The sequence below is a fragment of the Erwinia sp. STN24 genome (assembly GCF_041320675.1).
GTDB lineage: Bacteria > Pseudomonadota > Gammaproteobacteria > Enterobacterales > Enterobacteriaceae > Erwinia > Erwinia aeris.
Window position 1 is genome coordinate 2,021,701 of sequence record NZ_JBGGPM010000001.1, and the last position, 24,248, is coordinate 2,045,948.

The 24,248-nt window shown below is 55.6% G+C and carries 29 protein-coding genes; 3 read left to right on the plus strand and 26 right to left on the minus strand.

What is annotated here, in order from left to right:
• Positions 1-28: 28 nt before the first annotated feature.
• The 14 genes from ACA373_RS09565 to ACA373_RS09630 form a co-directional block, all read right to left on the minus strand.
• Positions 29-1,138 (minus strand): hypothetical protein, encoded by a 1,110-nt coding sequence (locus tag ACA373_RS09565; RefSeq protein WP_370734384.1) that lies wholly within the window; start codon positions 1,136-1,138, stop codon positions 29-31.
• Complete coding sequence (locus tag ACA373_RS09570) at positions 1,135-1,443, minus strand: hypothetical protein (protein WP_253459228.1); 309 nt, start codon at positions 1,441-1,443, stop codon at positions 1,135-1,137. Before ACA373_RS09570 ends, ACA373_RS09565 begins: the two co-directional genes overlap by 4 nt.
• Positions 1,443-2,009 (minus strand): phage baseplate protein, encoded by a 567-nt coding sequence (locus tag ACA373_RS09575; protein ID WP_370734385.1) that lies wholly within the window; start codon positions 2,007-2,009, stop codon positions 1,443-1,445. The genes ACA373_RS09570 and ACA373_RS09575 overlap by 1 nt, the downstream gene beginning before the upstream one ends.
• Positions 2,006-3,652 carry a hypothetical protein gene (locus ACA373_RS09580; protein ID WP_370734386.1) on the minus strand — a complete coding sequence of 549 codons (1,647 nt, stop codon included), beginning with the start codon at positions 3,650-3,652 and terminating at the stop codon, positions 2,006-2,008. Before ACA373_RS09580 ends, ACA373_RS09575 begins: the two co-directional genes overlap by 4 nt.
• Positions 3,642-3,794 (minus strand): NTP pyrophosphohydrolase, encoded by a 153-nt coding sequence (locus ACA373_RS09585; RefSeq protein ID WP_125289489.1) that lies wholly within the window; start codon positions 3,792-3,794, stop codon positions 3,642-3,644. The genes ACA373_RS09580 and ACA373_RS09585 overlap by 11 nt, the downstream gene beginning before the upstream one ends.
• Positions 3,795-3,829: 35 nt before the next feature.
• Positions 3,830-4,255 carry a phage tail assembly chaperone gene (locus ACA373_RS09590; RefSeq protein ID WP_370734387.1) on the minus strand — a complete coding sequence of 142 codons (426 nt, stop codon included), beginning with the start codon at positions 4,253-4,255 and terminating at the stop codon, positions 3,830-3,832.
• Between the two features lie 3 nt (positions 4,256-4,258).
• On the minus strand, positions 4,259-4,699 hold the full coding sequence (locus ACA373_RS09595) for a phage protein (RefSeq protein WP_125289487.1): 441 nt from the start codon (positions 4,697-4,699) through the stop codon (positions 4,259-4,261).
• A gap of 10 nt (positions 4,700-4,709) precedes the next feature.
• Entirely contained in the window at positions 4,710-5,861 is a 1,152-nt protein-coding gene (locus tag ACA373_RS09600; protein ID WP_370734388.1) for a DUF3383 family protein, read from the minus strand.
• Between the two features lie 3 nt (positions 5,862-5,864).
• Positions 5,865-6,410 carry a hypothetical protein gene (locus ACA373_RS09605; RefSeq protein ID WP_301252074.1) on the minus strand — a complete coding sequence of 182 codons (546 nt, stop codon included), beginning with the start codon at positions 6,408-6,410 and terminating at the stop codon, positions 5,865-5,867.
• Between the two features lie 156 nt (positions 6,411-6,566).
• Positions 6,567-6,716, minus strand: a complete 150-nt coding sequence (locus ACA373_RS09610) for an Rz1 family lipoprotein (RefSeq protein ID WP_125289618.1) — start codon at positions 6,714-6,716, stop codon at positions 6,567-6,569.
• Between the two features lie 255 nt (positions 6,717-6,971).
• A complete protein-coding gene (locus tag ACA373_RS09615) occupies positions 6,972-8,792 on the minus strand; it encodes an amylovoran biosynthesis protein AmsF (protein ID WP_301252076.1) in 1,821 nt (606 codons plus the stop codon).
• A 93-nt stretch (positions 8,793-8,885) separates the two neighbouring features.
• The gene (locus tag ACA373_RS09620; protein ID WP_369895837.1) at positions 8,886-9,326 is read right to left on the minus strand and encodes a lysozyme; all 441 of its coding nucleotides are present in this window, start codon (positions 9,324-9,326) and stop codon (positions 8,886-8,888) included.
• On the minus strand, positions 9,310-9,660 hold the full coding sequence (locus tag ACA373_RS09625) for a phage holin, lambda family (protein ID WP_125289483.1): 351 nt from the start codon (positions 9,658-9,660) through the stop codon (positions 9,310-9,312). The genes ACA373_RS09620 and ACA373_RS09625 overlap by 17 nt, the downstream gene beginning before the upstream one ends.
• Positions 9,661-10,486: 826 nt before the next feature.
• Complete coding sequence (locus ACA373_RS09630; protein ID WP_253459207.1) at positions 10,487-10,861, minus strand: antiterminator Q family protein; 375 nt, start codon at positions 10,859-10,861, stop codon at positions 10,487-10,489.
• Positions 10,862-11,038: 177 nt separating this feature from the next.
• Here ACA373_RS09630 and ACA373_RS09635 point away from each other — a divergent pair, with 177 nt between their 5' ends.
• The gene (locus tag ACA373_RS09635; protein WP_253459205.1) at positions 11,039-11,716 is read left to right on the plus strand and encodes a S24 family peptidase; all 678 of its coding nucleotides are present in this window, start codon (positions 11,039-11,041) and stop codon (positions 11,714-11,716) included.
• Positions 11,717-11,815: 99 nt separating this feature from the next.
• Positions 11,816-12,073 carry a YfhL family 4Fe-4S dicluster ferredoxin gene (locus ACA373_RS09640; protein WP_253459201.1) on the plus strand — a complete coding sequence of 86 codons (258 nt, stop codon included), beginning with the start codon at positions 11,816-11,818 and terminating at the stop codon, positions 12,071-12,073.
• Between the two features lie 58 nt (positions 12,074-12,131).
• On the opposite strand, the gene acpS is transcribed toward ACA373_RS09640, so the two are convergent.
• From acpS to rpoE, 11 genes are all read right to left on the minus strand, one after another.
• The gene (acpS, locus tag ACA373_RS09645) at positions 12,132-12,512 is read right to left on the minus strand and encodes a holo-ACP synthase (RefSeq protein ID WP_370734389.1); all 381 of its coding nucleotides are present in this window, start codon (positions 12,510-12,512) and stop codon (positions 12,132-12,134) included.
• Positions 12,512-13,243: a pyridoxine 5'-phosphate synthase gene (gene pdxJ / locus ACA373_RS09650; RefSeq protein ID WP_301730840.1), complete on the minus strand. Its 732-nt coding sequence runs from the start codon at positions 13,241-13,243 to the stop codon at positions 12,512-12,514. Before pdxJ ends, acpS begins: the two co-directional genes overlap by 1 nt.
• A 71-nt stretch (positions 13,244-13,314) precedes the next feature.
• Positions 13,315-14,040 carry a DNA repair protein RecO gene (gene recO / locus ACA373_RS09655; RefSeq protein ID WP_253459192.1) on the minus strand — a complete coding sequence of 242 codons (726 nt, stop codon included), beginning with the start codon at positions 14,038-14,040 and terminating at the stop codon, positions 13,315-13,317.
• Between the two features lie 3 nt (positions 14,041-14,043).
• Positions 14,044-14,949, minus strand: a complete 906-nt coding sequence (gene era / locus ACA373_RS09660; protein WP_253459188.1) for a GTPase Era — start codon at positions 14,947-14,949, stop codon at positions 14,044-14,046.
• The gene (gene rnc / locus ACA373_RS09665; RefSeq protein ID WP_125289475.1) at positions 14,946-15,626 is read right to left on the minus strand and encodes a ribonuclease III; all 681 of its coding nucleotides are present in this window, start codon (positions 15,624-15,626) and stop codon (positions 14,946-14,948) included. The genes era and rnc overlap by 4 nt, the downstream gene beginning before the upstream one ends.
• 130 nt (positions 15,627-15,756) lie before the next feature.
• Positions 15,757-16,716, minus strand: coding sequence for a signal peptidase I (lepB, locus tag ACA373_RS09670; RefSeq protein WP_253459185.1), 960 nt, complete (start codon positions 16,714-16,716; stop codon positions 15,757-15,759).
• 25 nt (positions 16,717-16,741) lie between these two features.
• On the minus strand, positions 16,742-18,541 hold the full coding sequence (gene lepA / locus ACA373_RS09675; protein WP_253459182.1) for a translation elongation factor 4: 1,800 nt from the start codon (positions 18,539-18,541) through the stop codon (positions 16,742-16,744).
• A gap of 265 nt (positions 18,542-18,806) precedes the next feature.
• Complete coding sequence (rseC, locus tag ACA373_RS09680; protein ID WP_253459178.1) at positions 18,807-19,268, minus strand: SoxR-reducing system protein RseC; 462 nt, start codon at positions 19,266-19,268, stop codon at positions 18,807-18,809.
• Positions 19,265-20,212: a sigma-E factor regulatory protein RseB gene (rseB, locus tag ACA373_RS09685; RefSeq protein ID WP_253459174.1), complete on the minus strand. Its 948-nt coding sequence runs from the start codon at positions 20,210-20,212 to the stop codon at positions 19,265-19,267. The genes rseC and rseB overlap by 4 nt, the downstream gene beginning before the upstream one ends.
• Positions 20,212-20,853 (minus strand): anti-sigma-E factor RseA, encoded by a 642-nt coding sequence (gene rseA, locus ACA373_RS09690; protein WP_253459170.1) that lies wholly within the window; start codon positions 20,851-20,853, stop codon positions 20,212-20,214. Before rseA ends, rseB begins: the two co-directional genes overlap by 1 nt.
• A gap of 30 nt (positions 20,854-20,883) precedes the next feature.
• Positions 20,884-21,459: an RNA polymerase sigma factor RpoE gene (gene rpoE, locus ACA373_RS09695; protein ID WP_125289469.1), complete on the minus strand. Its 576-nt coding sequence runs from the start codon at positions 21,457-21,459 to the stop codon at positions 20,884-20,886.
• A gap of 361 nt (positions 21,460-21,820) precedes the next feature.
• On the opposite strand from rpoE, the gene nadB reads away from it, so the two are divergent.
• Positions 21,821-23,413, plus strand: a complete 1,593-nt coding sequence (gene nadB / locus ACA373_RS09700; protein WP_369895842.1) for an L-aspartate oxidase — start codon at positions 21,821-21,823, stop codon at positions 23,411-23,413.
• Here the strand turns inward: nadB and ACA373_RS09705 are convergent, their stop codons facing one another.
• Positions 23,414-24,151: a tRNA1(Val) (adenine(37)-N6)-methyltransferase gene (locus tag ACA373_RS09705; protein WP_253459164.1), complete on the minus strand. Its 738-nt coding sequence runs from the start codon at positions 24,149-24,151 to the stop codon at positions 23,414-23,416. It abuts the gene before it with no gap.
• Between the last annotated feature and the right edge of the window lie 97 nt (positions 24,152-24,248).

Sequence of the window (24,248 nt, forward strand, 5' to 3'; positions counted from 1 at the left end):
AAAAAACCGCCTCAGGCGGATGGTTGAATTAGTGCGGCGCAGCGGGCGCCTTAAGGGCGGTCTGTTTATCCCGCACGATGCAGGTCAGTGTCATATACCAATTCTTATCACGGGTATCACCTTCGTAAGTGATACCTTTAACGATATAGACGCCGTCGGCCGCGATATCGGCAGGCGGCTGCGCGTTCTTTTGCTCGCCCTGGGGCGCCGCCTGCGGCTGCGCTTTGTTCCCTTTTGCCGCCGCCTCTCTTTCTTCGGCGGCCGCGCGGTTGACCGATTCCATGGCATTACGCATGCTGTTAAGCGCAGCCTGATTGATATGCACCAGACCATGCAGACGAAGCGTTGGGTCGATCAGGCATTTGATGTTGACCCCTTCCGTGGTCAGTTCGGGCGCGCCGATCATGCCGGTCTGGCTGTTCAGCACCACAATGCGTTCGAGATAGCTTTCTTCCGGCACCATTTGCAGTTTGCCGTCGACAAACTGCCAGGTCGCGCGGCACTGCGCGGCAACGTTATCCATCACCTGGCTGGCCGTCTGATAGAGTACCCGCCCTCTGGGGAAACGCGTGGGCGGCATGGTGCCGGTGGCGCCAGCGGTCACGCCGTAAGGATTAAAGCTGCGCAGGGTTAACCTGTGGATGGCGCTGGCATCGTAACCTGCGGCGACGGTAGTGTTGACCGTTGCCTCCATTGCGGCCTGATGACCATCGATAGCCTGAATTTTCAATACGCTTTCCGGACTAGCCTGCGTAGATTCTTTGGATCCGATCTTATCAATAAACGCATAGCGGATTTCGCCGCTAAAGATTTCGCCGTAATTTGGGCCTCCTGATTTAACCGGCGGGTTTTCGATCGCTTTTCCCACCATATAGTCAGGTATAACCGGCTCCTCTTCGTTCTTATCCGGCAGGACTCCCGTATAGCCCGCGATAAGGCGCAGCTTTTTATATTTGCCGCTCACGATCGCGTTGCGGGTTTCCGCACTCAGGTTATAAATTTTAATCTCCGCAGTGCTGCCCTTGCTTTGCACATGAGTAACAATTTTGAAATCGACCTTTAAATCGCCCAGGATAATCGACGCTTTACTGGCATCTTCCAGCAGCAGTTCACAGTAGCGCATCCAGTTAACGCTCATGCCGCCTCCGTGATAATGCAAAGATGCGCGGTGTAACCGAGATCGTACTGACCCGGCGCGGTATTGCCGCTGCTGTCGGAAAACAGCCACAGGCCAAAGCCCAGCTGCAGATAAGCATACTGCGCCACCAGGTCGGCACCGGTCACCAGTGGAATGCCCGCGATAATATCCCCGCCGTCGCTGTTTTGCAGATCGAGAAACCAGCCGCTCTCCCGCCAGATAATGCGCATTTTATAATCGCTATTATTGATAGAAATATCGAACAGCTGATTATCGGGCGTCAGCGGAATTTCGGTAATAGTCATCAGCTGCTCCCCGTCGTGAGAACCACATTCGCCGGGCCGGGCCTGGCGACTTTCTTACCGTTATTCTGCACGGCAGAGGTTTTTGCGCCCTGCGCCATATTCTCCTTTTCCGCGCTGCTGAGCGTTCGCGTCTGCGTAATCATCAGCTCGGTCAGGCCTAACGAGGCGAACAGCACGTGTTCCGTAGAGGCATCCGTTGTCACGGAAATCGAGGTAATCAGCATGTTGTTGTACAGCCGCTTGCCGGTCACCACGGTCAGCGGCTGCCTGCTGGTCATCAGCTCCCGCAAATTCTGGTAGCTTTCTGCCGGGCTTAACGATGCCTGGACACCGAACTGTGTCGTATCCATAAAATCCACCAGCGAACCGCCGCCGGAAAAGCCTACCTCCATAGTCAGCTCCGCAGGCGAGAGGTAAGCATGATCGGCGATGGTGGCGCCCGCTTCGACAGGATGCGTGGTGACGTTCAGTTTGTCGGTGTGGCTCTCTTTCATTACCACATTGGGAATAAGCAAACCGATTTTACGTTTGCTTTGCATTAATAGCGTGGGGAAACCTTTTATCATACCGGCATATTCCTTACGGTCTGGACGAATTGCGAGTTCACATCGAACTGGCTTTCCGCCACTCTCTGGGCCGTCAGGTGTGGCTCGCCACCCTGCACATAAATATTGGTTTCCTGCTGGATGCCCACGGTGCTGTCCGTTCGGCTCTGCGCTATTTCACTTTGCCAGGGTAAACGGCCGCCCATGCTGAAAGGCAGCGCGCCTGTCAGATTGTCATTGGCAGACCACGTCATCACGTTCGCCAGCATCCGGGCCTGCTGCGGGTTCAACGGGCTGTTTGGATCCGCCAAACCTGGCAATGAGATGTCCGACACGGCGGCCTGTGTCTCTCCGGCCATTTTTTTCACAAAGCGCCAGATGGGACTGTTGGCCAGCTTATTAGTGATATCGGTAAAGAAGTTATCGAAATAGTTCTTCACCTTATCCACGGCGGCGGTCATGCCCGCCGACCAGTTACCCGTCACAAAATCGGTAATAGCCTGTAGCCCGCCCTTCCAGTCAAGCGTGCCCGCCGTAAGCTGGCCGAATTTCTCCAGCAGCCAGTCCAGCGCCTTTTTGGCCGCGTTGATGCCTGGCGCCCACTGGTCCCAGTCAATCAGGGTTTTTCCGCCCTCCTGCCAGGTTTTATAGCTGTCGTAAAGCGTGAAAAGCAGCGCTACCAGCGCCACGACTATTCCTATGGGCGAGAGTAAAAAAGCGCTGTTCAGCGCCAGCCAGGCCGCCGTCATTACGCCAAGCGTGACGATCAGCTCCTGCGAACTGCTATCCAGCGAGCCCCACCAGCCGCTTAAATCGGCCACCGCCTGGATCAGACGCAATATGACCCTTTCTCCCACTTCGGCAAGCAGCAGCAGCAGGCTTACCGCGCCATCAAGCACGCGCTCGACGTCAGGCGCGTTGTCGGTCAGCTTCTTCGTAAAGTTATCGAAGATCTCCCCAAGTCCGTTGTTCAGCCGGCTGCTGCTGTTGGTTTGCAGCAGTTCGACAACCTCATCAAACTTGCGCCTGGCCGTCATAAAGTGGTCGGCGCCGGAGACGGCCTGCGTCATATTGACGCCGAGAGAGTCGGAAAGCTGGTTATAGTCGCCGATAAATTTCCCCAGCCCTCTTTGCATGGCGGCCAGGATATCGGGCGCAAGTCCCAGACTATTGGCGGTCGCCAGCGCCTGCTCTTCCGGCATAGCGCCAAGCCTGCTGCTGGCCTCGCTGAAGAGTTCGCTGTCCGTTTTTTTCTGGCCGCTGGCGTCGCGCGTTGCCACGCCCAGCTTATTCAGGCGCGCTTCCGCGCCCGGCTTATTAATGAGGGTCTGGAAAGCTTTCGCTATGGCATCGTTGCTGAGGCCGGTCTGGGCCGCGCCGTATTCCAGCGCGTTGAGATCGCCCGCTGGCGTACCGGCATTCTGCGCACGGACGCCAAGCTGCTCCAGACGGCTGGCGAAGCGGTTGATATACTCCACCAGCGCTTTACCCGCCTGCTCTACCGTCTGTTTGATCTTTTGCAGATCGAGCGCCTTTGCCGCCTGTTCGTTGTTTTGCCAGCCCGGCGCCTCAACAAACTGCCTGACTTTTTGCCAGCTGGCGGCCTCCGCCGCCAGCTGAGTATCCAGCACCATCAGAAAATTTTTTGTATTTTCAGCGTTCATTGGCCTGTTTCCATTGCTCAATGCGGTGTTGATTATCCGCTTTCAGATCCAGCCAGTCGTTCAGGCGGGCAATATCCGCCAGATCCACTGAGCCATCCTTGAGCGCGGTGTAGCTGATAAGCCCGGCATCCACCGGGCGCATCAGAAAATCTTCCCCGTCAGGAAGCGTTTCCAGCGTCAGCCCGCTGCCGGGGCCTCGCTCCTGCTGACGGGGAGTTCGGGCAAAAAACTGCCCAGCGAATCCTCCACTACCCGCAGCACCAGCTTCAGCATGGTGATCAGATCGAGGTCATCGAACATCAGCACGCCCTGAGAGAAGATCGGCACCCAGCTTTTTGCCTGCTGGCGCGAGACTACCGCCAGGCAGGGATGCAAAATCGCATTGGTGTCTTCCTCGCTCATGTCGGCCAGCGAGTGCGCAATAGCGGGCAGAGCTTTTTCCAGCACCTGGAAATAGTCGCCCTGCGCCGCCGCCGATTTCACCGTGTTAATGTCGGAGAGCAGCCCGGCCAGCAGCGGCAGCAGCTTTCGCGAGACTTTAAGCTGTTGAAAAACGTCCAGCTTAGCGATACGGAACGTGGTTTCGTTGAGTGTGAATTCCATCGATTAATATTCCCCCATCACCACATCGATTTTGATGCAGTCGAAGATCCAGGCGGTGGTGCCGCCCTCTTTGGCGAATTTACGATCGGGCAGCTTCTGGAAGGCCACGCCGCGCGCGGTGATGACTTCACCCGAGGCGCTGTTGCGGATCACGATAATATTTTTCCCCCAGCTGGCAGAGCTTGCGCTCTGCGCGTTATAGGCCAGCGAAAGCTTTTTATTCACCGGCGAGGTTTCCAGCAGGTTAACCGTAATCTGGCCGGACGTGCCCGGCAGCAGGGTATTCATTCCTTCGCCGTCAATCCCCAGCTTCATGCTGTTTTTATTTTCCTTCATGGAAACGGTAATGCCCTCTTCCGAGCTACCGGAACCGCTTCCCAAATCAAATACCGCGCCCGGGCCAATAAAAGAGGCGGTAACATCCATAAATGAATAGGCAGACATATTTTTTTCCTTAGCGAACAACGTTAATTTGGACATCGGCGTAGTGCACGGCACCGGCCAGTTTGCAGGCAACCTGCATCAGTGGCGCTTTACGCGCTTCGCGATCGGCCTGCGACTGCAGCGCCAGCGGCTGGGCATAGACGTAATAGCCTTTGGTGAGCATGTCGCCGGCAGCCAGCTGGCCAATCTCGCCGCCGTTCCAGACGCCCGGCGCGATCAGCCCGTTGGTCACGGCCTGATCCATCGACGCTTCCACATTGCCCATCAGCCGGGTAATGCCCGCTTCGGTCTGCGGAATTTTGCTGGCAGAGGTGTAGAGCAGGTTATACAGGTTGGTCTGCACGAAGTTTTGCAGCCAGTCCAGCCCGTGGCGCTCATCAAAGAAGTCGCCGTTAGCCATAATGCCCTGTTGCAGAATGGCGCTGTCGTTGGCGAAAAGGACATAGACGTTGGCCCTTTTGCTTTCCAGTGCGGCGGCCTGCCTGGCGTTCAGGGTTTCATAAGCGATGCCCGGCTCCTGCTTAAATTTCAGCGTCAGCGTGGTGTTGCTGCCGTTGAAATTAACGGTAAAGGCACGGGCGAACGCGGAAACCGCGGCAAAGCGGCTGCGGGTGGAATACTGCACAAAGGTGCGCGCATAGCCTGCCGCCTTCAGCCGGGCGGCGACGTCCGTGGTGGAAGTTGCATCCAGCACCGCTGCGCTGCCGGTGGTAACGGCAAAGACACGGCTTTGACCGGCCGATTCGACAGCCGCCGCCACGCCGAGTACATCTTCGTCGCTGATAACGTCGTCTGCGGCGGTGGCCACGGCCAGGCCGTACCAGTTAGCATATTCCAGCGCGGCGTTGACGGCTTCGACCAGCGTTTCTGTCTTACCCTCTTCGTCCGCGGCGAGCGTTTTAGCCCAGCGGCCGATATAAAGCTGCTGCGGCTGCGGCGACTGCGCAAACCAGACGGCTGCCGCCTGGTACTCCGGGGAATCCAGGCCAAAGTCGGCCCCGATATCGGCGGCGGCGGTATAAAGACGCAGGCGTTCCGTCAGGGGGATCACCGTGGCGCTTCCCATAATCAGCATTGAGCCAAAGTTACGACCGGAAGCGGCAACGGGTGACATCAGGACGTCAACATTCACGATGCCGGATAAAGGCAATCCTTGAGGCATATTTTATTCTCCAAAAAATTGAACGGGTGTTTCCACCAGTGAGTAAATTCCGTAGAGACGGAATATTTTACGAACAACATTGACCGTTAATTCATAACGGCGGGTCTGAGCGTTATTAACCGTTTCCAATACGGTGGTAATATCGCTGCAATCGCTGACGCCAAGCGAAAGCTGTTTTAAAGCGGCAAGGTTTTGCGCCAGCGTATTTCCGTCGCGAAAACGAGCGGCATAAAGCTGGGCGGAAGGGCCATAGAAATGCAGTCGGCATTCCATCCGTTCATCCCGCCACAGCTGGACATTGTCCTCCTGTTGGTTAGTCAACACGGGCGTGCCTTCGGCGGCGATTTTCATCACCATAAAAGCGCAGCCGCTTTCGCCGGTCGGCAGCCATGCAGGCGGCGACGCGCCGTCGTCAACCGCCACCCGATCGGCAGCCAGGCCGGTAAGCCCCTGGATCCACGTGCTGAGTTGTTCTTCCAGCGCGGCGTCCCTGGCTGGTTCGTCATTAAGCGGCGTCAGCCAGCCGGCTGTTTTACTGGTATTCGTCACCAGCACACCTCCTGTTAGTTATTGCAATGAAAAGCAAATTGCAGGCAGCAGAAAAGCGGATGAAAAGATTTCATCCGTCGGGATATAACGCTTATTAAGGCTGACACTGCTGGCGAATATAATCCTGTAATCCCGCTATCTGAATGCGGGCCGTCGCTATTCTTTCTCTGAGAGTGAAATAATACCGTTGAGCGGCGTCAGTAAGTCGGGGGCCGGCTGCATCAGCCACGCCGACGGCGCGGGCCGTGGAGGCGCTGTGGCAGCTGGCGGCGAGCTGCAGCCTGCGCTGGCCAGCAGCAACATCATGCTCAAGCTGGCCAGCGTTTTCCCTGGCCTGTTGCAGTTGCGAAACATATTTTTTATCCATAGCGGCCGCGGCGTTAAGCCGTTGCTGTAGCGTATTAACCTGCTCCTGCTGCTGCCGAAGCTGATTACGGGTATCCACATAGTGGGAATGATAAAAAAGCGCGGTTTTTACTGCGGCTAACATAACAACCGACAGAAAAATAAAGATTAGCCATTTAGCGTTCATTCATTTCATCCGTCCTCTCCTTTTATTTATCAGAAATAAGCCAGCTTGCGGTTTACGCCGTTAATTTTAACGGTGATATAGCCTGCAGGCGTTGCGGTCGCCGCCGGCGCTTCCGCTACTGCCGTCGTCAGCGTCGCCAGGCTGCCGTCAAAGCCATAACCGGCAGTGCCGTTATGAAAATTCATCACCGTAGAGAGCGTGACGCGTTTAGTGGTATCCAAATCGGTGACTTCTGAGAAGTCGGCGCTGAACAGCGAGCACTCTCCCGCTTCAAAGCGCGACGGGCCGGTGGTTTTCAGATTGACCATCACGTCGCCGCACTGCGCCTTGAGCTTGATCCAGACTTCGCCGTACAGGCCTTTGCTGTCGCTGGTTCTGACAATGCAGTCAACCACGCCCGAATCCCCTTCATAATGCAGGTTGCCGCCAACGGAGCTGGCGCCGCGATAAAGGTTCAGGTAGGCCTTACCGCAGACGTTGGTCAGCAGCGGCGCATCGGCAGGCTGCGTAACGGTATCCCTTAGCGTTTTGCCGTGCATTTCCAGATGCCAGTGCTGGTTGGCATGAGGGAAAAAGAATTTGCCGACGCGGAACCATTTATCCTCATCCGTCGTGTTGCTGACGCGGTAGCCGGAATACCAGCCGGCCTTCAGGGAACCGGTCATTTCCGAACCGTAGTTTTCATCGCGACGCCAGCCGTATTCAAAGCCTGACAGCCACGGCGTACCGGATCTGCTCAGGTCGACTTTGGCGCCGGACTGAAGGCTGAGGGCGCGCATCGTGGCCCTGGTGTAGTTCAGCTTCAGCGGATTTTCAGAAGACTCGATGCTCAGCGCGTCGATAATCCACTGGCCATTGCTCAAATCGCCGGGGAAACGCGTGTGTTCAATCCAGACGTTGCGGATCAGTCCCTGGGTGACGCGCGGCATATAAAGCGTGGCGTCGCTGTATCCTTTCTGGAAATTACAGTTCGACAGCTCGACCGCCGTCGAGTGATCCCAGACGCCAATAACAGAATCCGACCACTGGATATCAAACACTCGCGCATAGGTGGTGTTGCTGTAAATCTGATCCAGACGCGTATCCAGCGTATCGAGCAGTTTGAAAGCGGCGCCGCCGATATTCTCAATGCGGCAGCAGGTAATATTGACGAACTCGCCTTCAATCACGGTATTTTCAAAAAAGGGCTGCGTGTTGCTGACCATTTCCGGCGTAATCACGCCCGTATTGGTTTCGGTGTCCGCCGTGGCCTGACCGTCCCAGAAGATGCCGCGGATAGCGGTGCGGCGCGCCTTCACTTTAAATACCGTCGCGGCGGACTGGTCGGAAACAATAATGGTGCGCGGTGACACGCCATATTCGCAGTCGTCACCGTACAGGCTGAAATAGTTGATTTCGCCTTCGCCGGTAAGATCGACCGGGTTTACCAGGAATTTCCCGGCCGGGAAGCGAATACCCACGCCGTGGATCGGATTTTTGCTGGTATCGCTAATCGGCGATGAAAAAGCCTGTCCCCATTTATACATATTGATGCAGGCGTCATGGTTGACTTTACCATTGTCCGCATCGAAATTACTGTCGCCGCGCAGACGCTTGCCGCCGAAATGATAGATATTAATATCTTCGACGTTATCAATAATACGCTTCCAGTAATAGCCGCCGCCCGTCGCTACCGCCACGGAGCCGCCATCATCCTTTGATGCTGCTATCGACGCATCAATAAAGCCGACGAAACGCCCGCCGCCCTGAAAGGTGGAATCTTTATCGTAATAACGTTTCAGCATGGCGATATCGCCAGAGGCGGAAGGTTTGGTGGTGCGCAACTCTGCAAATGAATTAACTTCAATCATCTTGATTTCCTTGGGTTGTTGGTTAGTTATTTTTATGGTTATGGCATAGCGAAACGCCACGGTTTTTAGCGAAGAAAATAAAAAAGGACGTTTTTATTTTTTCAGAAAAAGAGCGGCTTCTCTTTTTCTGCGTGGCAGCAGCACGTCAGATAACTGACCGGCCCTTTTCCATAACAGCATGGCTTCTGCGGCGCCCTCATAATCGCCTTGATTTAATTTCTTTAACAGCGTCGAACTATTAAAAGCGCTGACGCCAATATTGAATACCAGACTACATAAAGCATCGTACTGATTTTGCGTCAGACTGACGCTGACTTTTTCATTAATAAAATGCTCAACATGCGAAATATCCGCAAGCAGCAGCTTATTACTTTGCTCAGGCGTAATGACCATGCCGTCCGCTATCGTTTTACTGGCAACCAGGCCCGTATGCCCGACGCCGATAGTTAATATGCCGCGGCTATCCCGATAGGCCGTAAGTTTTTCACCTTCTTCCTGCTTGATAAAGCTGATACCGTCAGGGCTGATTTCCATCTGGCTCTCCCGTTCTTTTGTTGATCCAGCGCTTTAACTTTTCGCTGATATAGTCATTACCCACGTAGCCAATATAAACGGCAAAAACCTGGGCGGCGGCCTCGGGCATATTCCAGTTCAGCAGCGCGCCAATTACCTGCAGCGTCGGCGCCGCAAAGAAAGCCAGGGCGCTGCACGACACCGCGTCAAGCACACGCTTGCTCCAGGGGGTTCGGGCACAAGCGCTGCGCAGCAGGGAAAACATGGCGGCGATGCCGGCATAGCCCCATTCTGTTTTATGGCTGTAAAGCCAGAGTCCGACACTGGCCCAAAAGCCTGGCTCCTGAGGAAACATGCTTTATATCTGGCCTCCTGTATCATTACGGCGCAGGGAAAGCTTGCTCCCTACATCGTTTTTTGAGATGTATTTTAAAGTTTTTTTGATCGTTTGATTATTTACATGCTGCCAGATTATTGCGGGCTATTCGTTACGAAAACCTTTTGCTTTTTTATTTCTGCCTGCCTGTCACTAATCCATGCTGCTACATTAAGGGGTTTATTTCGTAACGAAAACCATTTTCTTTAATATCTTTTGCAGCCGGTTGTTTATATTCATGATGCTATATTACCGCGGGAAATTCGTTACGAAAACCTTTCCTTTTTCATTTCTCCCTGCCTGTCACTAATCCATGCTGCTACATTAAGGGGTTTATTTCGTAACGAAAACCATTTTCTTTAATATCTTTTGCAGCCGGTTTTTTTATATCCATGATGCTATATTACTGCGGGGAACTCGTTACGAAGAACTTTTCCTTTTTCATCCCTCCCTGCCTGTCACTAATCCATGCTGCTACATTAAGGGGTTTATTTCGTAACGAAAACCCCTTAGTGCTAATTTTTTTATTTAAGAACTCAGGAAAGTTTGAGGCATAAAAAATGCACTCCTGCCTGCCAATAAGGCAGACAACGGAGTGCATATAGAAGACATTCTCTTTGTGGTTCGCAATCGTTAAAGAACCATGTTGCTACTTTACGCGTATAAAATCGTTACGAAAAGCCCTGATCAATATTATTTTTGCTATGTATGCAAATTGCGTAACAACGTAGACTTGCCTTACGACATCTGGTCATAATTAAATTATTCTTTGCTTTTATATTTTTATATTCGTAACGAAGAAATTTTATATCCAGGCATCCATTTCCAGCTCCGCATCGCTCATAATTATACAGGCATCAATAAAGGTTTCAGCTATCATCAGCTGGTTCCTTACTTTGCCTTCCGAGCATTTCTTTTTCCGGGCAATGGCGGATTTGGAAATATTATAGAGGTAGTGCAGGATAATCAGCTCGACCTCGTCCGTACGCCCGACCTTGTGCAATTTGGCGATAGCCGCATCGACAATCAGCCCGTCGCTGTCGCTACAGGAGAGTCGGCTTCTCCGCTCATCCGGCAGCAGCCCTTTAAAGCCCGCCGCAACCGGCGACCAGTCAAGCTGCGTGCCCTCTGCCACAGCCCAACCGCCCCAACGTTCCAGTACTTTTTGTATATTACGCATCAACCGACCTCCTTTTCTTACCTGACTCTTTTGTGGCCTGCCCGATCGGGCAGGATGACTGTGGCGATGAATTATACTAAACTGCATTATCTGATGAAGCATAATCGCCTTAACAACACCTATTCTAATGCAAAAACGCATAATTGCAACGTTAGCGCGCAATAACAGGAAGATAAAATGATCTTTGATTTGGATGTATTCAACAGTAACATCAAGCACTTGATGGAAAGAGAGGGCATCGGCAGCGTGACGGAGCTTTCTAAAAAGGTCAGGCTACAGCAGTCCACCCTGCACCGGCTGCTGACGGGAGAAGTGAAAGACCCAAAGTACACCACGCTGAAGTCTCTGGCGGATTATTTTCACGTTTCGCCCATCGATCTGATCGAGCGCGACTTACAGGCATCGGCTGCACAACATGCGCCGGGCGTGACAGGCGAGCTTCACTCGCTGGTGCTGCATAAGGTGCCGGTGCTGGGCAATACTCAACTTGGCCACAGCGGCTACTGGAGCGATATGCAATATCCTGTTGGCAATGGTGACGGGTTTCTACGCTGGCCTTCCTGCGATCGCGACGTCTACGCGCTGAAATGCGTGGGGGATTCGATGATGCCAAGGATCAAAGAGGGTGAGTTTGTGATCGTGGAGCCGAATCAGAATTTTCATCCGGGCGATGAGGTGCTGGTGGTCACCAGCAGCGGCGAGGTGATGGTGAAAACCTTCCTGTTTAAACGCGACGGCTTTTACCATCTGCTGCCGGTTAATGAGGATCACGCACCGATCCGCCTGCCGGTTGAAGAGGTTACGCAGATGCAGTATGTCGCCGGCATTGCGAAATCTTCGCTCTGGCATCCCTGAGCAACAACGGCTGGCTAACGACCCGAAGACAGGCCGTGGGAAACGGTCGTTCAGTGTGGTAAATTACGCCCCTTCTTCCGTTAAGGGTATTCGCTGAACATGGCTTTACTGATCACTAAACGCTGCATCAATTGCGATATGTGCGAGCCGGAGTGCCCGAACCAGGCGATTTCCATGGGCGAAAGCATTTACGAGATCGATGTGAACCGCTGTACAGAGTGCGTGGGTCATTACGACACGCCAACCTGTCAGCAGGTTTGCCCTATTGATAATACGATTATCAGCGATCCGGAATGTGTGGAAAGCAGCGACAGGCTGTGGGAAAAGTTTGTGCTCCTGCATCACGTCGCCTCCTGAACGGGCGACCTCTGAGGCGCGCAGCGGTCGGACTGGCGATGCAACCAGCCCGACCGAATTAGCTTTCGATAATCACCGTAGCGCAGGCGTAGTGACGCTCGTCCGCCAGCGTGACATGAACGTGCGCGACGCCCAGCCTTTGCGCCACTTCCGCCGCCTGCTGAAAGAAACGCAGCCCCGGCTTGCCCAGATCGTCGTTGTAAACCTCAAACTGGTTAAAAGCCAGGCCGCCGCGTATGCCGGTACCAAACGCCTTAGCCGCAGCCTCTTTTACCGCGAATCGTTTGGCAAGAAAGCGCACCGGCTGCTGATGCGCCTGATACTGCGCCCATTCGTTTTCGCTCAGCACGCGTTTCGCCAGCCTGTCGCCGGAGCGGGAAATCACGCCTTCGATACGGTCGATTTCCACGATATCCGTGCCCAGCCCCAGAATAGCCATTAGCGACGCGCTTCCCGCATCAGCGCCTTCATCTCGCTTACCGCATCGGCAAGCCCGCTCATCACCGCGCGGCCGATAATAGCGTGTCCGATATTCAGCTCATGCATCTGCGGCAGCGCGGCGATCGGCTGCACGTTATGATAGGTCAGCCCGTGGCCCGCATTCACCTTCAGGCCCTTGTCGTGCGCATAGGCCGCCGCATCTTTAATACGACGGAACTCCGCGTCGCGTACCGCGCCCTCTTCCGCTTCCGCATAGGCGCCGGTATGAATTTCGATATAGGGCGCGCCGGAGGCCATGGCGGCATCAATCTGCCGATGGTCGGGATCGATAAACAGCGAAACCTGAATGCCCGCCTCTTTCAGGCGCGAAACGGCAAAGGTGATTTTTTCCTGCTGGCCCGCCACGTCCAGGCCGCCTTCGGTGGTGACTTCTTCGCGCTTTTCCGGCACCAGACAGCAGAAATGGGGTTTGATCTCGCAGGCGATGTCGACCATTTCATCGGTCACGGCCATTTCGAGGTTCATGCGTGTCTGAATGGTCTGACGAAGAATTCTGACGTCACGATCGGTGATGTGGCGACGATCTTCGCGCAGATGGACGGTGATGCCGTCCGCGCCGGCCTGCTCGGAAACAAAAGCAGCCTGTACCGGATCGGGATAATGCGTGCCGCGAGCGTTGCGCACGGTGGCGATGTGGTCGATATTGACGCCTAACAGGAGTTCAGCCATAACAAACCTCAGAATAATGTACGAGGGCTACAGTGTACGTCCGCGCCGTTCCCCGGTACAGCCAGGCGACTTTACTCGGGCGCGTCCGCGCGTTTTTTCGGCACGAACTGTCGAAAAAGCTCCTGGCTCTTCAGTGGTTTTCCGCCCAGATAGGGCTTGAGCGCCATGCGGGTGAAACGCTTGGCGGCCCTGAGCGTCTCGCTATCCGGAAAGCTGCGTTCATAAAGCGCCCGCAGCTCGCGTCCGGTAAAGCTTTTATGGCTTTTCACCAGGCTGGCGATAAAGCCTTTTTCCTCGCGATAGATATAGGTCATATCATCCGTAACCTCTTCGCCGCTACCCGCGCAGTGCAGGAAATCGACGCCGTAGCCAAGATGGCCCAGCATCGCCAGCTCGAAGCGGCGCAGCGCCGGTTCCGGCGAGCCGACGCCCGCAGCCAGCGCCTGAACACAGTGCAGATAGTCGAAAAAAAGCTCGGTAAAGGCGGTTTCCTGCTCCAGCACGCGAGCTATCAGCTCATTAACGTACAGGCCGCAGTAGAGGGAAATACCGGTCAGAGGAAGGGCAAGAGAGATGGGTTCGGCGCCGCGCAGGGTTTTCACCTCGCCGCGCCCACCCCAGCGTACCAGCAGCGGCGTAAAAGGCTGTAAGGCGCCTTTCAGGCTGGAACGCTTGCCGCGCGCGCCTTTGGCAAGGACGCGCACGCGGCCGTAGTTTTCCGAAAAGAGATCGAGCATCAGGCTGGTTTCGCTGTAGGGACGTCCGTGCAGGACAAATGCGCGTTGCCAGCCTTCCATCAATTACAGATCGTCTACGTAACCCAGGCTACGCAGCGCACGTTCGTCGTCTGCCCAACCGGATTTAACCTTCACCCACAGCTCCAGGTGGACTTTGGCTTCAAACATTTCTTCCATGTCTTTACGCGCTTCAATACCGATGGTTTTGATCTTCGCGCCTTTGTTGCCGATGACCATTTTCTTCTGGCCTTCACGCTCGACCAGGATCAGGCCGTGGATATCATAGCCGCCGCGATCGTTGGTCACAAACTGCTCGATTTCCACCGTCACCGAATAAGGCAGCTCGGCGCCCAGGAAGCGCATCAGCTTTTCACGGATCATCTCGGAGGCCATAAAGCGCTGCGAGCGATCGGTGATGTACTCTTCCGGGAAGTGATGTTCCGCTTCCGGCAGGCGCTTGCGCACGATGCTGGCGATGGTATCAACGTTTTTACCGGTTTCGGCAGAGATCGGCACCACGTCCATAAAATTCATCTGCTGGCTCAGGAACTGCATATGCGGCAGCAGAATGGTTTTATCGGTAACGTTGTCGACCTTGTTGATCGCCAGCAGCACCGGCACCTTGTTCTCTTTCAGCTTGTTCAGCACCATTTCGTCATCGGCCGTCCAGCGCGTGCCTTCCACAACGAAGATCACCAGCTCGACGTCGCCGATTGAGCTGCTGGCCGCACGGTTCATCAGGCGGTTGATCGCCCGCTTCTCTTCCATATGCAGGCCCGGCGTATCGACGTAGATCGCCTGATAGCCGTCTTCCGTATGGATGCCCATAATGCGATGGCGCGTGGTTTGCGGTTTACGCGAGGTAATGGAAACCTTCTGCCCCAGTAACTGGTTCAGCAGCGTGGATTTTCCAACGTTCGGGCGGCCTACGATAGCAATAAAGCCGCAATGGGTGGTTTGTTCGCTCATTCAAGTCCCAGCTTAATCAGCGCCTGTTCGGCCGCTGCCTGCTCAGCTTTGCGACGACTGGAGCCGGTTCCCACAACCGGATCCGTCATGCCGCTTACCTGGCAGTGGATAGTAAATTCCTGGTCATGCGCTTCGCCACGCACCTGCACCACCAGATAGGAGGGCAGCGGCAGATGACGACCCTGCAGATACTCCTGCAGACGCGTTTTTGGATCTTTCTGTTTGTCGCCCGGGCTAATCTGATCGAGACGGCTGGCGTACCAGTCGAGGATCAGCTGTTCTACCGTCTGGATATTACTGTCCAGGAACACGCCGCCAATCAGCGCTTCTACGGTATCGGCCAGGATCGACTCGCGACGATAGCCGCCGCTTTTCAGTTCGCCTGGCCCCAGACGCAGGCATTCGCCTAAATCGAATTCCCGGGCCATCTCCGCCAGCGTATTGCCCCGCACCAGCGTGGCGCGCATCCGGCTCATATCGCCTTCGTCCACGCGTGGAAAACGGTGATAGAGCGCGTTGGCAATCACGTAACTGAGGATGGAGTCGCCCAGAAACTCCAGTCTTTCATTGTGTTTACTGCTGGCGCTGCGATGGGTCAACGCCTGCTGCAACAGTTCCTGATGGGTAAAAGTGTAGCCCAACTTCCGCTGGAGCCTGTTAATTACGATGGGATTCATGCGTTACCAATATCTTAATGCGAAAATTTTCCTGCACAGGGAACAGGGCTGGACACGCCAACACGAGACTGTTTCGTGTGCAGTGGCTCCCCAAGGGAAGCCACCCTTTTGCAGCGGCGCCTGCGCGCCGTCAGTGAATACCGCCAATACGGCTCAGGCGAACGCCGGTTGGCCATTGCCCTTCCTGCTTTTCAAAGCTCATCCAGATAGCGGTGGCTTTGCCGACCAGATTTCTTTCCGGCACGAAGCCCCAGTAGCGGCTGTCGGCGCTGTTGTCACGGTTATCGCCCATCATGAAATACATGCCGGCGGGCACGACCCACGTGGACTGCGGCTGGCCCGGCTGCTGATAGTAAGAGCTTGCCTGGCTTTGCGCCTGGGTCACCAGCAGAATGCGGTGCGTGACGTCGCCCAGCTTTTCGTTACGCGTAGCGAGACGCAGACCGCCGCGGATGGTTTCACCCTGCGGCTTCTGCCAGAAACCGTTGCCGGTTTCGTTGCCGTCAAAGCCGCTGAAGGTCTGGATAAAATCGCTTGGCTCAACGTCGGAATAGGTGATCGGCAGCGCCGTATCGCAGGTTTTTTCTGGCGCGCAGGCCGGATTCACCGTCACGGTTTTGCTCTGCGGATCGTAGCTGACGCGGTCGCCAGGCAGCCCTACCACGCGTTTAATATAATCCATGCTTGGATCTTTCGGGTACTTAAACACCGCGATATCGCCGCGCTTAGGGTGCCCGGTTGGGATCAGCGTGGTCTGCGTGATCGGATCTTTAATCCCATAGGCAAATTTCTCTACCAGGATAAAGTCGCCAATCAGCAGCGTCGGCATCATCGACCCTGACGGGATCTGGAAAGGCTCATAGATAAAAGAGCGCACCACAAACACCAGCAGCAGTACCGGGAAAACGGACGCGGCCGTCTCTATCCAGCCCGGCTGCCCGGTTTTTTTCTCGCCCACATTGTCTGCTGAAGCCTCCGCAAGCGCCTGGCTGGCCCTGCGGGCCGGCGCCCACTTGTATCTGTCCACGCACCAGATAATACCGGTTACGAGCGTTGCTATCGCCAGTATCAGGGCGAACATATTAGCCATTCCAGTTCCCTCGTCGTCTTAGGCTTTACTTACTCTCTTTACCCACATGCAGAATGGCCAGGAAGGCTTCCTGAGGCAGTTCGACGTTGCCGACCTGCTTCATGCGCTTCTTACCGTCTTTCTGCTTCTGCAGCAGCTTCTTCTTACGGCTGACGTCGCCGCCGTAGCACTTCGCCAGCACGTTTTTACGCAGCTGTTTAACGGTAGAACGGGCAATAATGTGGTTGCCGATGGCCGCCTGGATCGCGATGTCAAACTGCTGACGCGGGATCAGATCTTTCATCTTCTCCACCAGCTCGCGGCCACGGTATGGCGCATTATCGTTGTGGGTGATCAGCGCCAGCGCATCAACGCGCTCGGAGTTAATCAACACATCAACGCGTACCATGTTGGAAGCCTGGAAGCGTTTGAAGTTGTAATCCAGCGACGCGTAGCCACGGGAGGTGGATTTCAGACGGTCGAAGAAGTCCAGCACCACTTCCGCCATCGGGATGTCATAGGTCAGCGCCACCTGGTTACCGTGGTAAACCATGTTGGTCTGCACGCCGCGCTTCTCGATACACAGCGTGATGACGTTGCCCAGGTATTCCTGCGGCAGCAGCATATGACACTCGGCGATCGGCTCGCGCAGCTCTTCGATATTGTTCAGCGGCGGCAGTTTGCCCGGGCTGTCAACGTAGACGGTGTCGCCTGAGGTGGTCAGAACTTCATACACTACCGTCGGCGCCGTGGTGATCAGTTCGAGATCGTATTCACGCTCCAGACGCTCCTGAATGATCTCCATATGCAGCAGACCCAGGAAGCCGCAGCGGAAGCCGAAGCCCAGCGCGGTAGAGCTTTCCGGCTCGTAGAACAGCGAGGCGTCGTTAAGGCTCAGCTTGCCCAGCGCGTCGCGGAAAGCTTCATAGTCGTCAGAGCTGATTGGGAACAGGCCCGCATAGACCTGCGGCTTCACTTTCTTAAAGCCAGGCAGCGCTTTTTCCGCCGGGTTGCGCGCCAGCGTCAGCGTATCGCCTACCGGCGCGCCCAGGATGTCCTTGATGGCGCAAACCAGCCAGCCTACTTCGCCGCAATTCAGCGCATCGCGATCGACGCGCTTCGGGGTAAAGATACCCAGACGGTCAGCGTTATACGTCTGACCAGTACTCATTACCTTGATTTTTTCGCCCTTGCGCAGCGTGCCGTTTTTGATACGCACCAGCGAGACAACGCCCAGATAATTGTCGAACCAGGAGTCGATAATCAGCGCCTGCAACGGGCCTTCCGGATCGCCTTCCGGCGGCGGGATATCGCGCACCAGACGTTCCAGCACGTCAGGCACGCCGACGCCGGTCTTGGCCGAACAGCGCACGGCGTCGGTAGCATCGATACCGACGATATCCTCGATTTCCTGCGAGACGCGATCGGGATCGGCGGCCGGCAGGTCAATCTTGTTCAGTACCGGTACCACTTCCAGATCCATTTCCATCGCGGTGTAGCAGTTGGCCAGCGTCTGCGCTTCCACACCCTGACCGGCGTCCACCACCAGCAGCGCGCCTTCACAGGCCGCCAGCGAGCGGGAAACCTCATAGGAGAAGTCAACGTGACCCGGCGTGTCGATAAAATTGAGCTGGTAAGTTTCACCGTCAGGAGCGTGGTAGTCGAGCGTTACGCTCTGTGCCTTGATGGTAATGCCGCGCTCGCGCTCCAGATCCATAGAATCCAGTACCTGAGCCGCCATTTCGCGTTCGGTGAGGCCACCGCAGATCTGAATCAAACGGTCAGAGAGCGTCGATTTGCCGTGGTCGATATGAGCGATGACAGAAAAGTTTCTTATATGCTTCATTTATATGAATTTTTTCGCTTAAACGTTCGGTTTAGTTCTTGCGGTGGACAGAGCCGTAGAGACCGACTGCAATGTACCCGCCATCAATGAGCACGCATCTTACACTGTTAGCCCCCGCCACGAAAGAATTCACATGCATAGCGTATGATTTCCCTGCGGGCCGCGCGTCTACTGCTGTAATCGTGACCGCAGCGCGACGGGACACGCGCCGGGACGCAGGATAGCGATAAGGGGTAAAAGTGCCGACGGCCTGCCGGATTAAGCGTTATTCGGTTTCAACGCGCAGCGCATCCGGCGGAAGCGCCACGCTCAGAATCACCGGATGAAAAGAGGCGGATTTCCCCAAATAGCCGGAAATGCCCTTAGCGATGATAAACCCGCCGATGCCGCCAAGCAGCGCGCCCGCAGCGGCAGCCAGATCGCTGTGAAACAGCATCTGAAACAGCCCGGCCACGATAAACAGGCCCAGCAGCGGCGTCATATAAACCAGCAGCGCCGAGCTGAGCAGGCTCTTCTCTTCAATGCCCAGTTCAATACGCTGCCCCGGCGCCAGCGGCTCCGCGCTGGCGATTTTCATCACGTGCGCGTTCTTTGGCCCAAGCTTGTTCAGCATGTGGCTACCGCAGCCTTTACGGGCGGAGCAGCTGCTGCAGGAGGTTTTCATTTCTGAATGCAGCGTCGCCACACCGTTGTGCCAGGAGACCACCGTGGCCCATTCTCTCATCATTTTGCGCTACCTATGCTGTCAGCGATACGCTTGGCGGTTGAAGGAGGAAGCTCGCCAACCACCGTGATCTCTTTATTATTGCGTATTTCCGTATGCACCGTACGTCGTCCCGTGCGCAATTGTTGCGACACGCTGTTTTTGTCTGCCGCACTGACGTTGATCGAGAAGCTGAACAGCCCGTCAGAATAGAGGCGCGACTCAACCGGCTTGTTCAGCGAAGGGATCTGCCTGCGGCTCTGCGTAACCTCTTTCATGCCGTTCGGCAACCACGACGGCCGCCATGCGAAGGTGGCTTTATCGCTGGCCGGCACCGAAAGCGACGGCGGCAGGCTGGCTTTATCCAGCCCCTGCATCATTTTTCTGACGCCGTCATCCACCGCAAAGCTGACCACGCGATATTGCTCCAGCGTTTCGCCGTCCCGATCGAGCAGATCGACCCTTAACGGCAGCCGGGTATCGCTGTCCAGCCAGACAATATAGCTATAGCGAGTGCCGTCGCGCGCCACGATGCGGATCACTTCGCACAGCTGATCGGCGATACGCGTCCGCCCTACCGGTACAAAATCGTAATATTCGGAAAGCTTTTGGAAATCGGCGAACACCAGCGACGGCAGCGAATCAACAATATGTTTACCGGGCAGAGTAAAAGGCTCCAGACCTGGTTCAAAATAGCTGATCTCGTTACCGCGTTGAACGATCTCGCGGCGCGGCCCATCCATATGCAGCAGCTGTGCATAGGTTTTGCTGTCCAGAACGGCATGGCGAAAACGCAGCGACTCAATGCCCAGCCGCGAGACGTTGATATAGGCGAGTTCGTAATTGAGGGACTGGCTGGCCTGCTCCATCTGTTGCAACAGCGCCCCGGACGTGGTTTGCGCCGGGGCGAAGGAGGAATAAAACAGGCTGCCAGCCATAAGGCTGACGGCGCACCAAAGCTGCTTCATTACTGCTGCTGAATTCCTAACGACTGGTTACCCGGCACCTGAACAGCTGCCTGCTGGGCAGGCGTCTGCTCGAACTGCAGGCTTTCTGAATGCAGACGGCGCTGCAGTTCGTAATCCTGCAGCATCGCGTTAACGCGACGACGCTGATCCTGCACCTGCTGTGGCGCACTGCTGTTGGTTTCCGCCGGCACGCCCAGACTGACCGGCGACGCCTGGCCCATCATCGGCAGCGTATTGAATACCGGCGACTCTGACTGCGACTGCCCTTCAGCAGGCTGGTTATAGTGCTGCACGCCCACGATCACCGCCAGCGACACGCACGCCGCCACGCCGATCTGGGTAAGCTGCGCGGCCCATGGACGCACTTTGTGCCAGAACGGCAGCTTGTCATAGCTCTGCGGTTCGGGCTGCGCCTCTGGTATCGCTCTCTTCAACGGCAGCGGTTCTTTTTCGATAGCCGCCGCGACTTTCGCCGCGATATCGAAATGCATTACCGGCGCAACGTCGCCACGCAGGGTATCGCGGATAAGATGATGGCTTTCCCACTGTTTTTGCAGCACAGCGTCTTCAGACAATGCGGACAAAACTTCATTATCTAAAGTTTCACCATCCATTAAAGCGGAAAGTTGTTCTTTCTGCATGCCTCAGTACCCTTCCTGTGTCCGCTATCGCTAGCGTTGGATAAGTGGTTGAATTTTATTGTCGATGGCTTCACGAGCCCGGAAAATACGGGAACGAACCGTGCCCACCGGACACGCCATGATGGCGGCTATCTCTTCATAGCTCAGCCCATCCAGTTCCCGAAGCGTGATCGCCATACGGAGATCTTCGGGCAGCGTCTCAATGGTACGGAAAACCATCTGCCTTAATTCTTCCGACAACATTAAGTTCTCAGGGTTCGATATTTCTTTCAGCGCGCCAGCGCTTTCAAAGTTTTCCGCATCAATAGCGTCTACATCGCTGGCGGGCGGCCGACGTCCCTGAGCAACCAGGTAATTTTTGGCCGTATTGACGGCTATCCGATAGAGCCAGGTATAAAAAGCGCTATCCCCGCGAAACGACTCCAGCGCGCGATAGGCTTTAATAAATGATTCCTGCACTACGTCAGGCACATCTCCAGAGGGCACGTAGCGGGAAACCAGGCTCGCCACTTTATGCTGATAGCGCACTACCAGTAAATTGAATGACCGCTGATCTCCCTTCTGCACTCGCTCTACGAGAGCCTGATCCGTTAACTGCTCGCTCATCCGAGGTAATGTCTCCCCAAATCTTTTTCCACGCGTATTTGAACTACCCGTAACTCATAATTTTCGAGCAAGCATCCGCTTAGAGTAATGGTCATGAGTAAAGTTCCGTTGCGCCGTTATATTTGTGGTGTCATGTGCATCATCGCCGCAGAGTACTCTAAGAAAGCCGCTTTTTCATCTTTAAATCTTGCAGGTTCATCATAATAAACCGGCCCGGCGGGATGTACAGGAAGGCCGCCATTTTTCAGGCCAGTCCGAACGGTCTGGGGCACTGTTTTTTGCGCTGTACAGAAAAAAACCTTTTTTGCTTCTGCGAACGGCGCTATGCTCAGCAAACAACCTGTTTAGTAAATTAAACACTATGACTCTGGCATCCGATTACAGTTGTGACGTGTTAATTATTGGCAGCGGTGCGGCAGGCCTGTCGCTGGCGCTGCGTCTGGCCGACCAGCAGCGGGTAACCGTATTAAGCAAGGGGCCGATCAACGAAGGCTCGACGCTGTATGCCCAGGGCGGGATAGCGGCCGTTTTCGATGAAACCGACAGCGTTGCCTCACATGTGGAAGATACGCTGATTGCGGGTGACGGCCTCTGCGATCGGGAGGCAGTGTCCTTTATCGCCAGTAATGCCCGCCACTGTGTGCAGTGGCTAATCGATAACGGCATGATATTTGATAAAGCGGACACGGACAGCAGCTATCATCTGACGCGTGAAGGCGGCCACAGCCATCGCCGTATCCTGCACAGCGCCGACGCCACCGGCCGCGCGGTAGAAACCACGCTGGTCAGCCAGGCACTCAGCCATCCCGGCATTACCATCCTTGAGCGCAGCAACGCGGTGGATTTGATCGTCTCAGATAAAATCGGCCTGCCGGGCGAGCGCCGCGTCGTGGGCGCCTGGATCTGGAACCGCAAACGCGAAAAGGTGGAAACCTGCCGCGCCCGGGCGGTAGTGCTGGCGACCGGCGGCGCCGCCAAAGTTTACCAGTACACCACCAATCCCGATGTGGCCTCTGGCGACGGCATCGCCATGGCCTGGCGCGCGGGCTGTCGCGTGGCTAACCTGGAGTTTAATCAGTTTCACCCGACCTGCCTGTACCATCCCGAGGCGAGAAACTTTTTGCTGACCGAAGCGTTACGGGGCGAAGGCGCGCTGCTGAAACGACCCGACGGCACGCGCTTTATGCCTGACTTCGACGAGCGCGCAGAGCTGGCGCCAAGGGATATCGTTGCCCGCGCCATCGATCATGAGATGAAACGGCTGGGCGCGGACTGCATGTATCTGGATATCAGCCATAAACCGCCGGAATTTGTCAGGGCGCACTTCCCGACCATTGCCGAAAAGCTGAAGACGCTGGGTTTCGATCTGACCAAGGAGCCGATCCCGATTGTCCCGGCGGCGCACTATACCTGCGGCGGCGTGATGGTGGATCACTATGGCCGCACCGATTTGAACGGCCTGTATGCCATAGGCGAAGTCAGCTATACCGGGCTGCACGGCGCCAATCGTCTTGCTTCTAACTCGTTGCTGGAATGCCTGGTTTACGGCTGGTCGGCGGCAGAGAATATCGCCACCTGGCTTCAGCGCGTTGGGCCGGTAGATAATTTGCCCGCGTGGGACGAAAGCCGCGTGGACGACTCGGACGAGCAGGTCATCCTTCAGCATAACTGGCATGAGCTGCGGCTTTTTATGTGGGACTACGTGGGGATAGTGCGCACCACCCGACGGCTGGAAAGAGCGCTGCGCCGGATTAACCTGCTTCAGCAGGAAATTGATGAGTATTACGCCAACTTCCGTATTTCCAATAATCTGCTGGAGCTGCGTAACCTGGTGCAGGTGGCGGAACTGATGGTGCGCTGCGCGATGGCAAGAAAAGAGAGTCGCGGCCTGCACTATACGCTGGATTATCCCCAGCGGCTGGCGGAAGCCAGGCCGACCATCCTGACGCCCTGATTAACGGAAAAGATAAAAGTCGCGGGTCAGGCTGCAATGCGCTTCTGAATAACGCTGATCCGGCCCGCGTATCGTCATTCTGTCCTGAAAAAGCTCGCCCGATTCAGGCGACAGCGCCAACAGCACGCGGTTAGGCGGCCGGTTATCATTGTCGGCAACGTCGGTACGAAAACGCAGATGCCAGCCGCGCTGTAGCGCCAGTGCCACCAGCCGATCGCCTGCCGCTGTCGGCAGCACCACGCAAAAGAAACCGTCTTCGGTGATCAGCTCTTCGGCGCAGGCCAGCAGAACATCATGTGTCAGATCGGTAGTAGAGCGCGCCGAGGCACGTGCCGGCGTGGCGCATTCGCTGCCCGGTACAAAATAGGGCGGATTGCTGACAATCAGCGAGTAGCGGCGCTCGCACCGTTTTGTCCAGTGGCGAATATCGTCCTGATGGATGCGGATACGCCCGGCCCAGGGAGATGCCGCCGCGTTTTCCTGCGCCTGTCGCGCGGCCTGCTCATCCAGCTCAACCGCTTCCACGCAGACGTTTTCACCGGTACGCTGCGCCAGCATCAGCGCAATCAGGCCGCTGCCCGTGCCAATATCCAGCACGGCGGTAGCTTCCGCCACCGGCGCCCAGGCACCCAGCAGCACGCCGTCGGTGCCGACCTTCATGGCGCAGCGATCGTGCGCGATAAAAAATTGTTTAAAGGTAAAGCCGTTAGGGCGTAATACCGCTTTTTGTTGTGACATTTAAGCGACCTGAAAGGGAAACGGCGCTAGCATAGGACAATTAAGATGCAAGGAAAAGTCATTCATTCCACACAAAGAGATGAAGATCGCGCGCAAT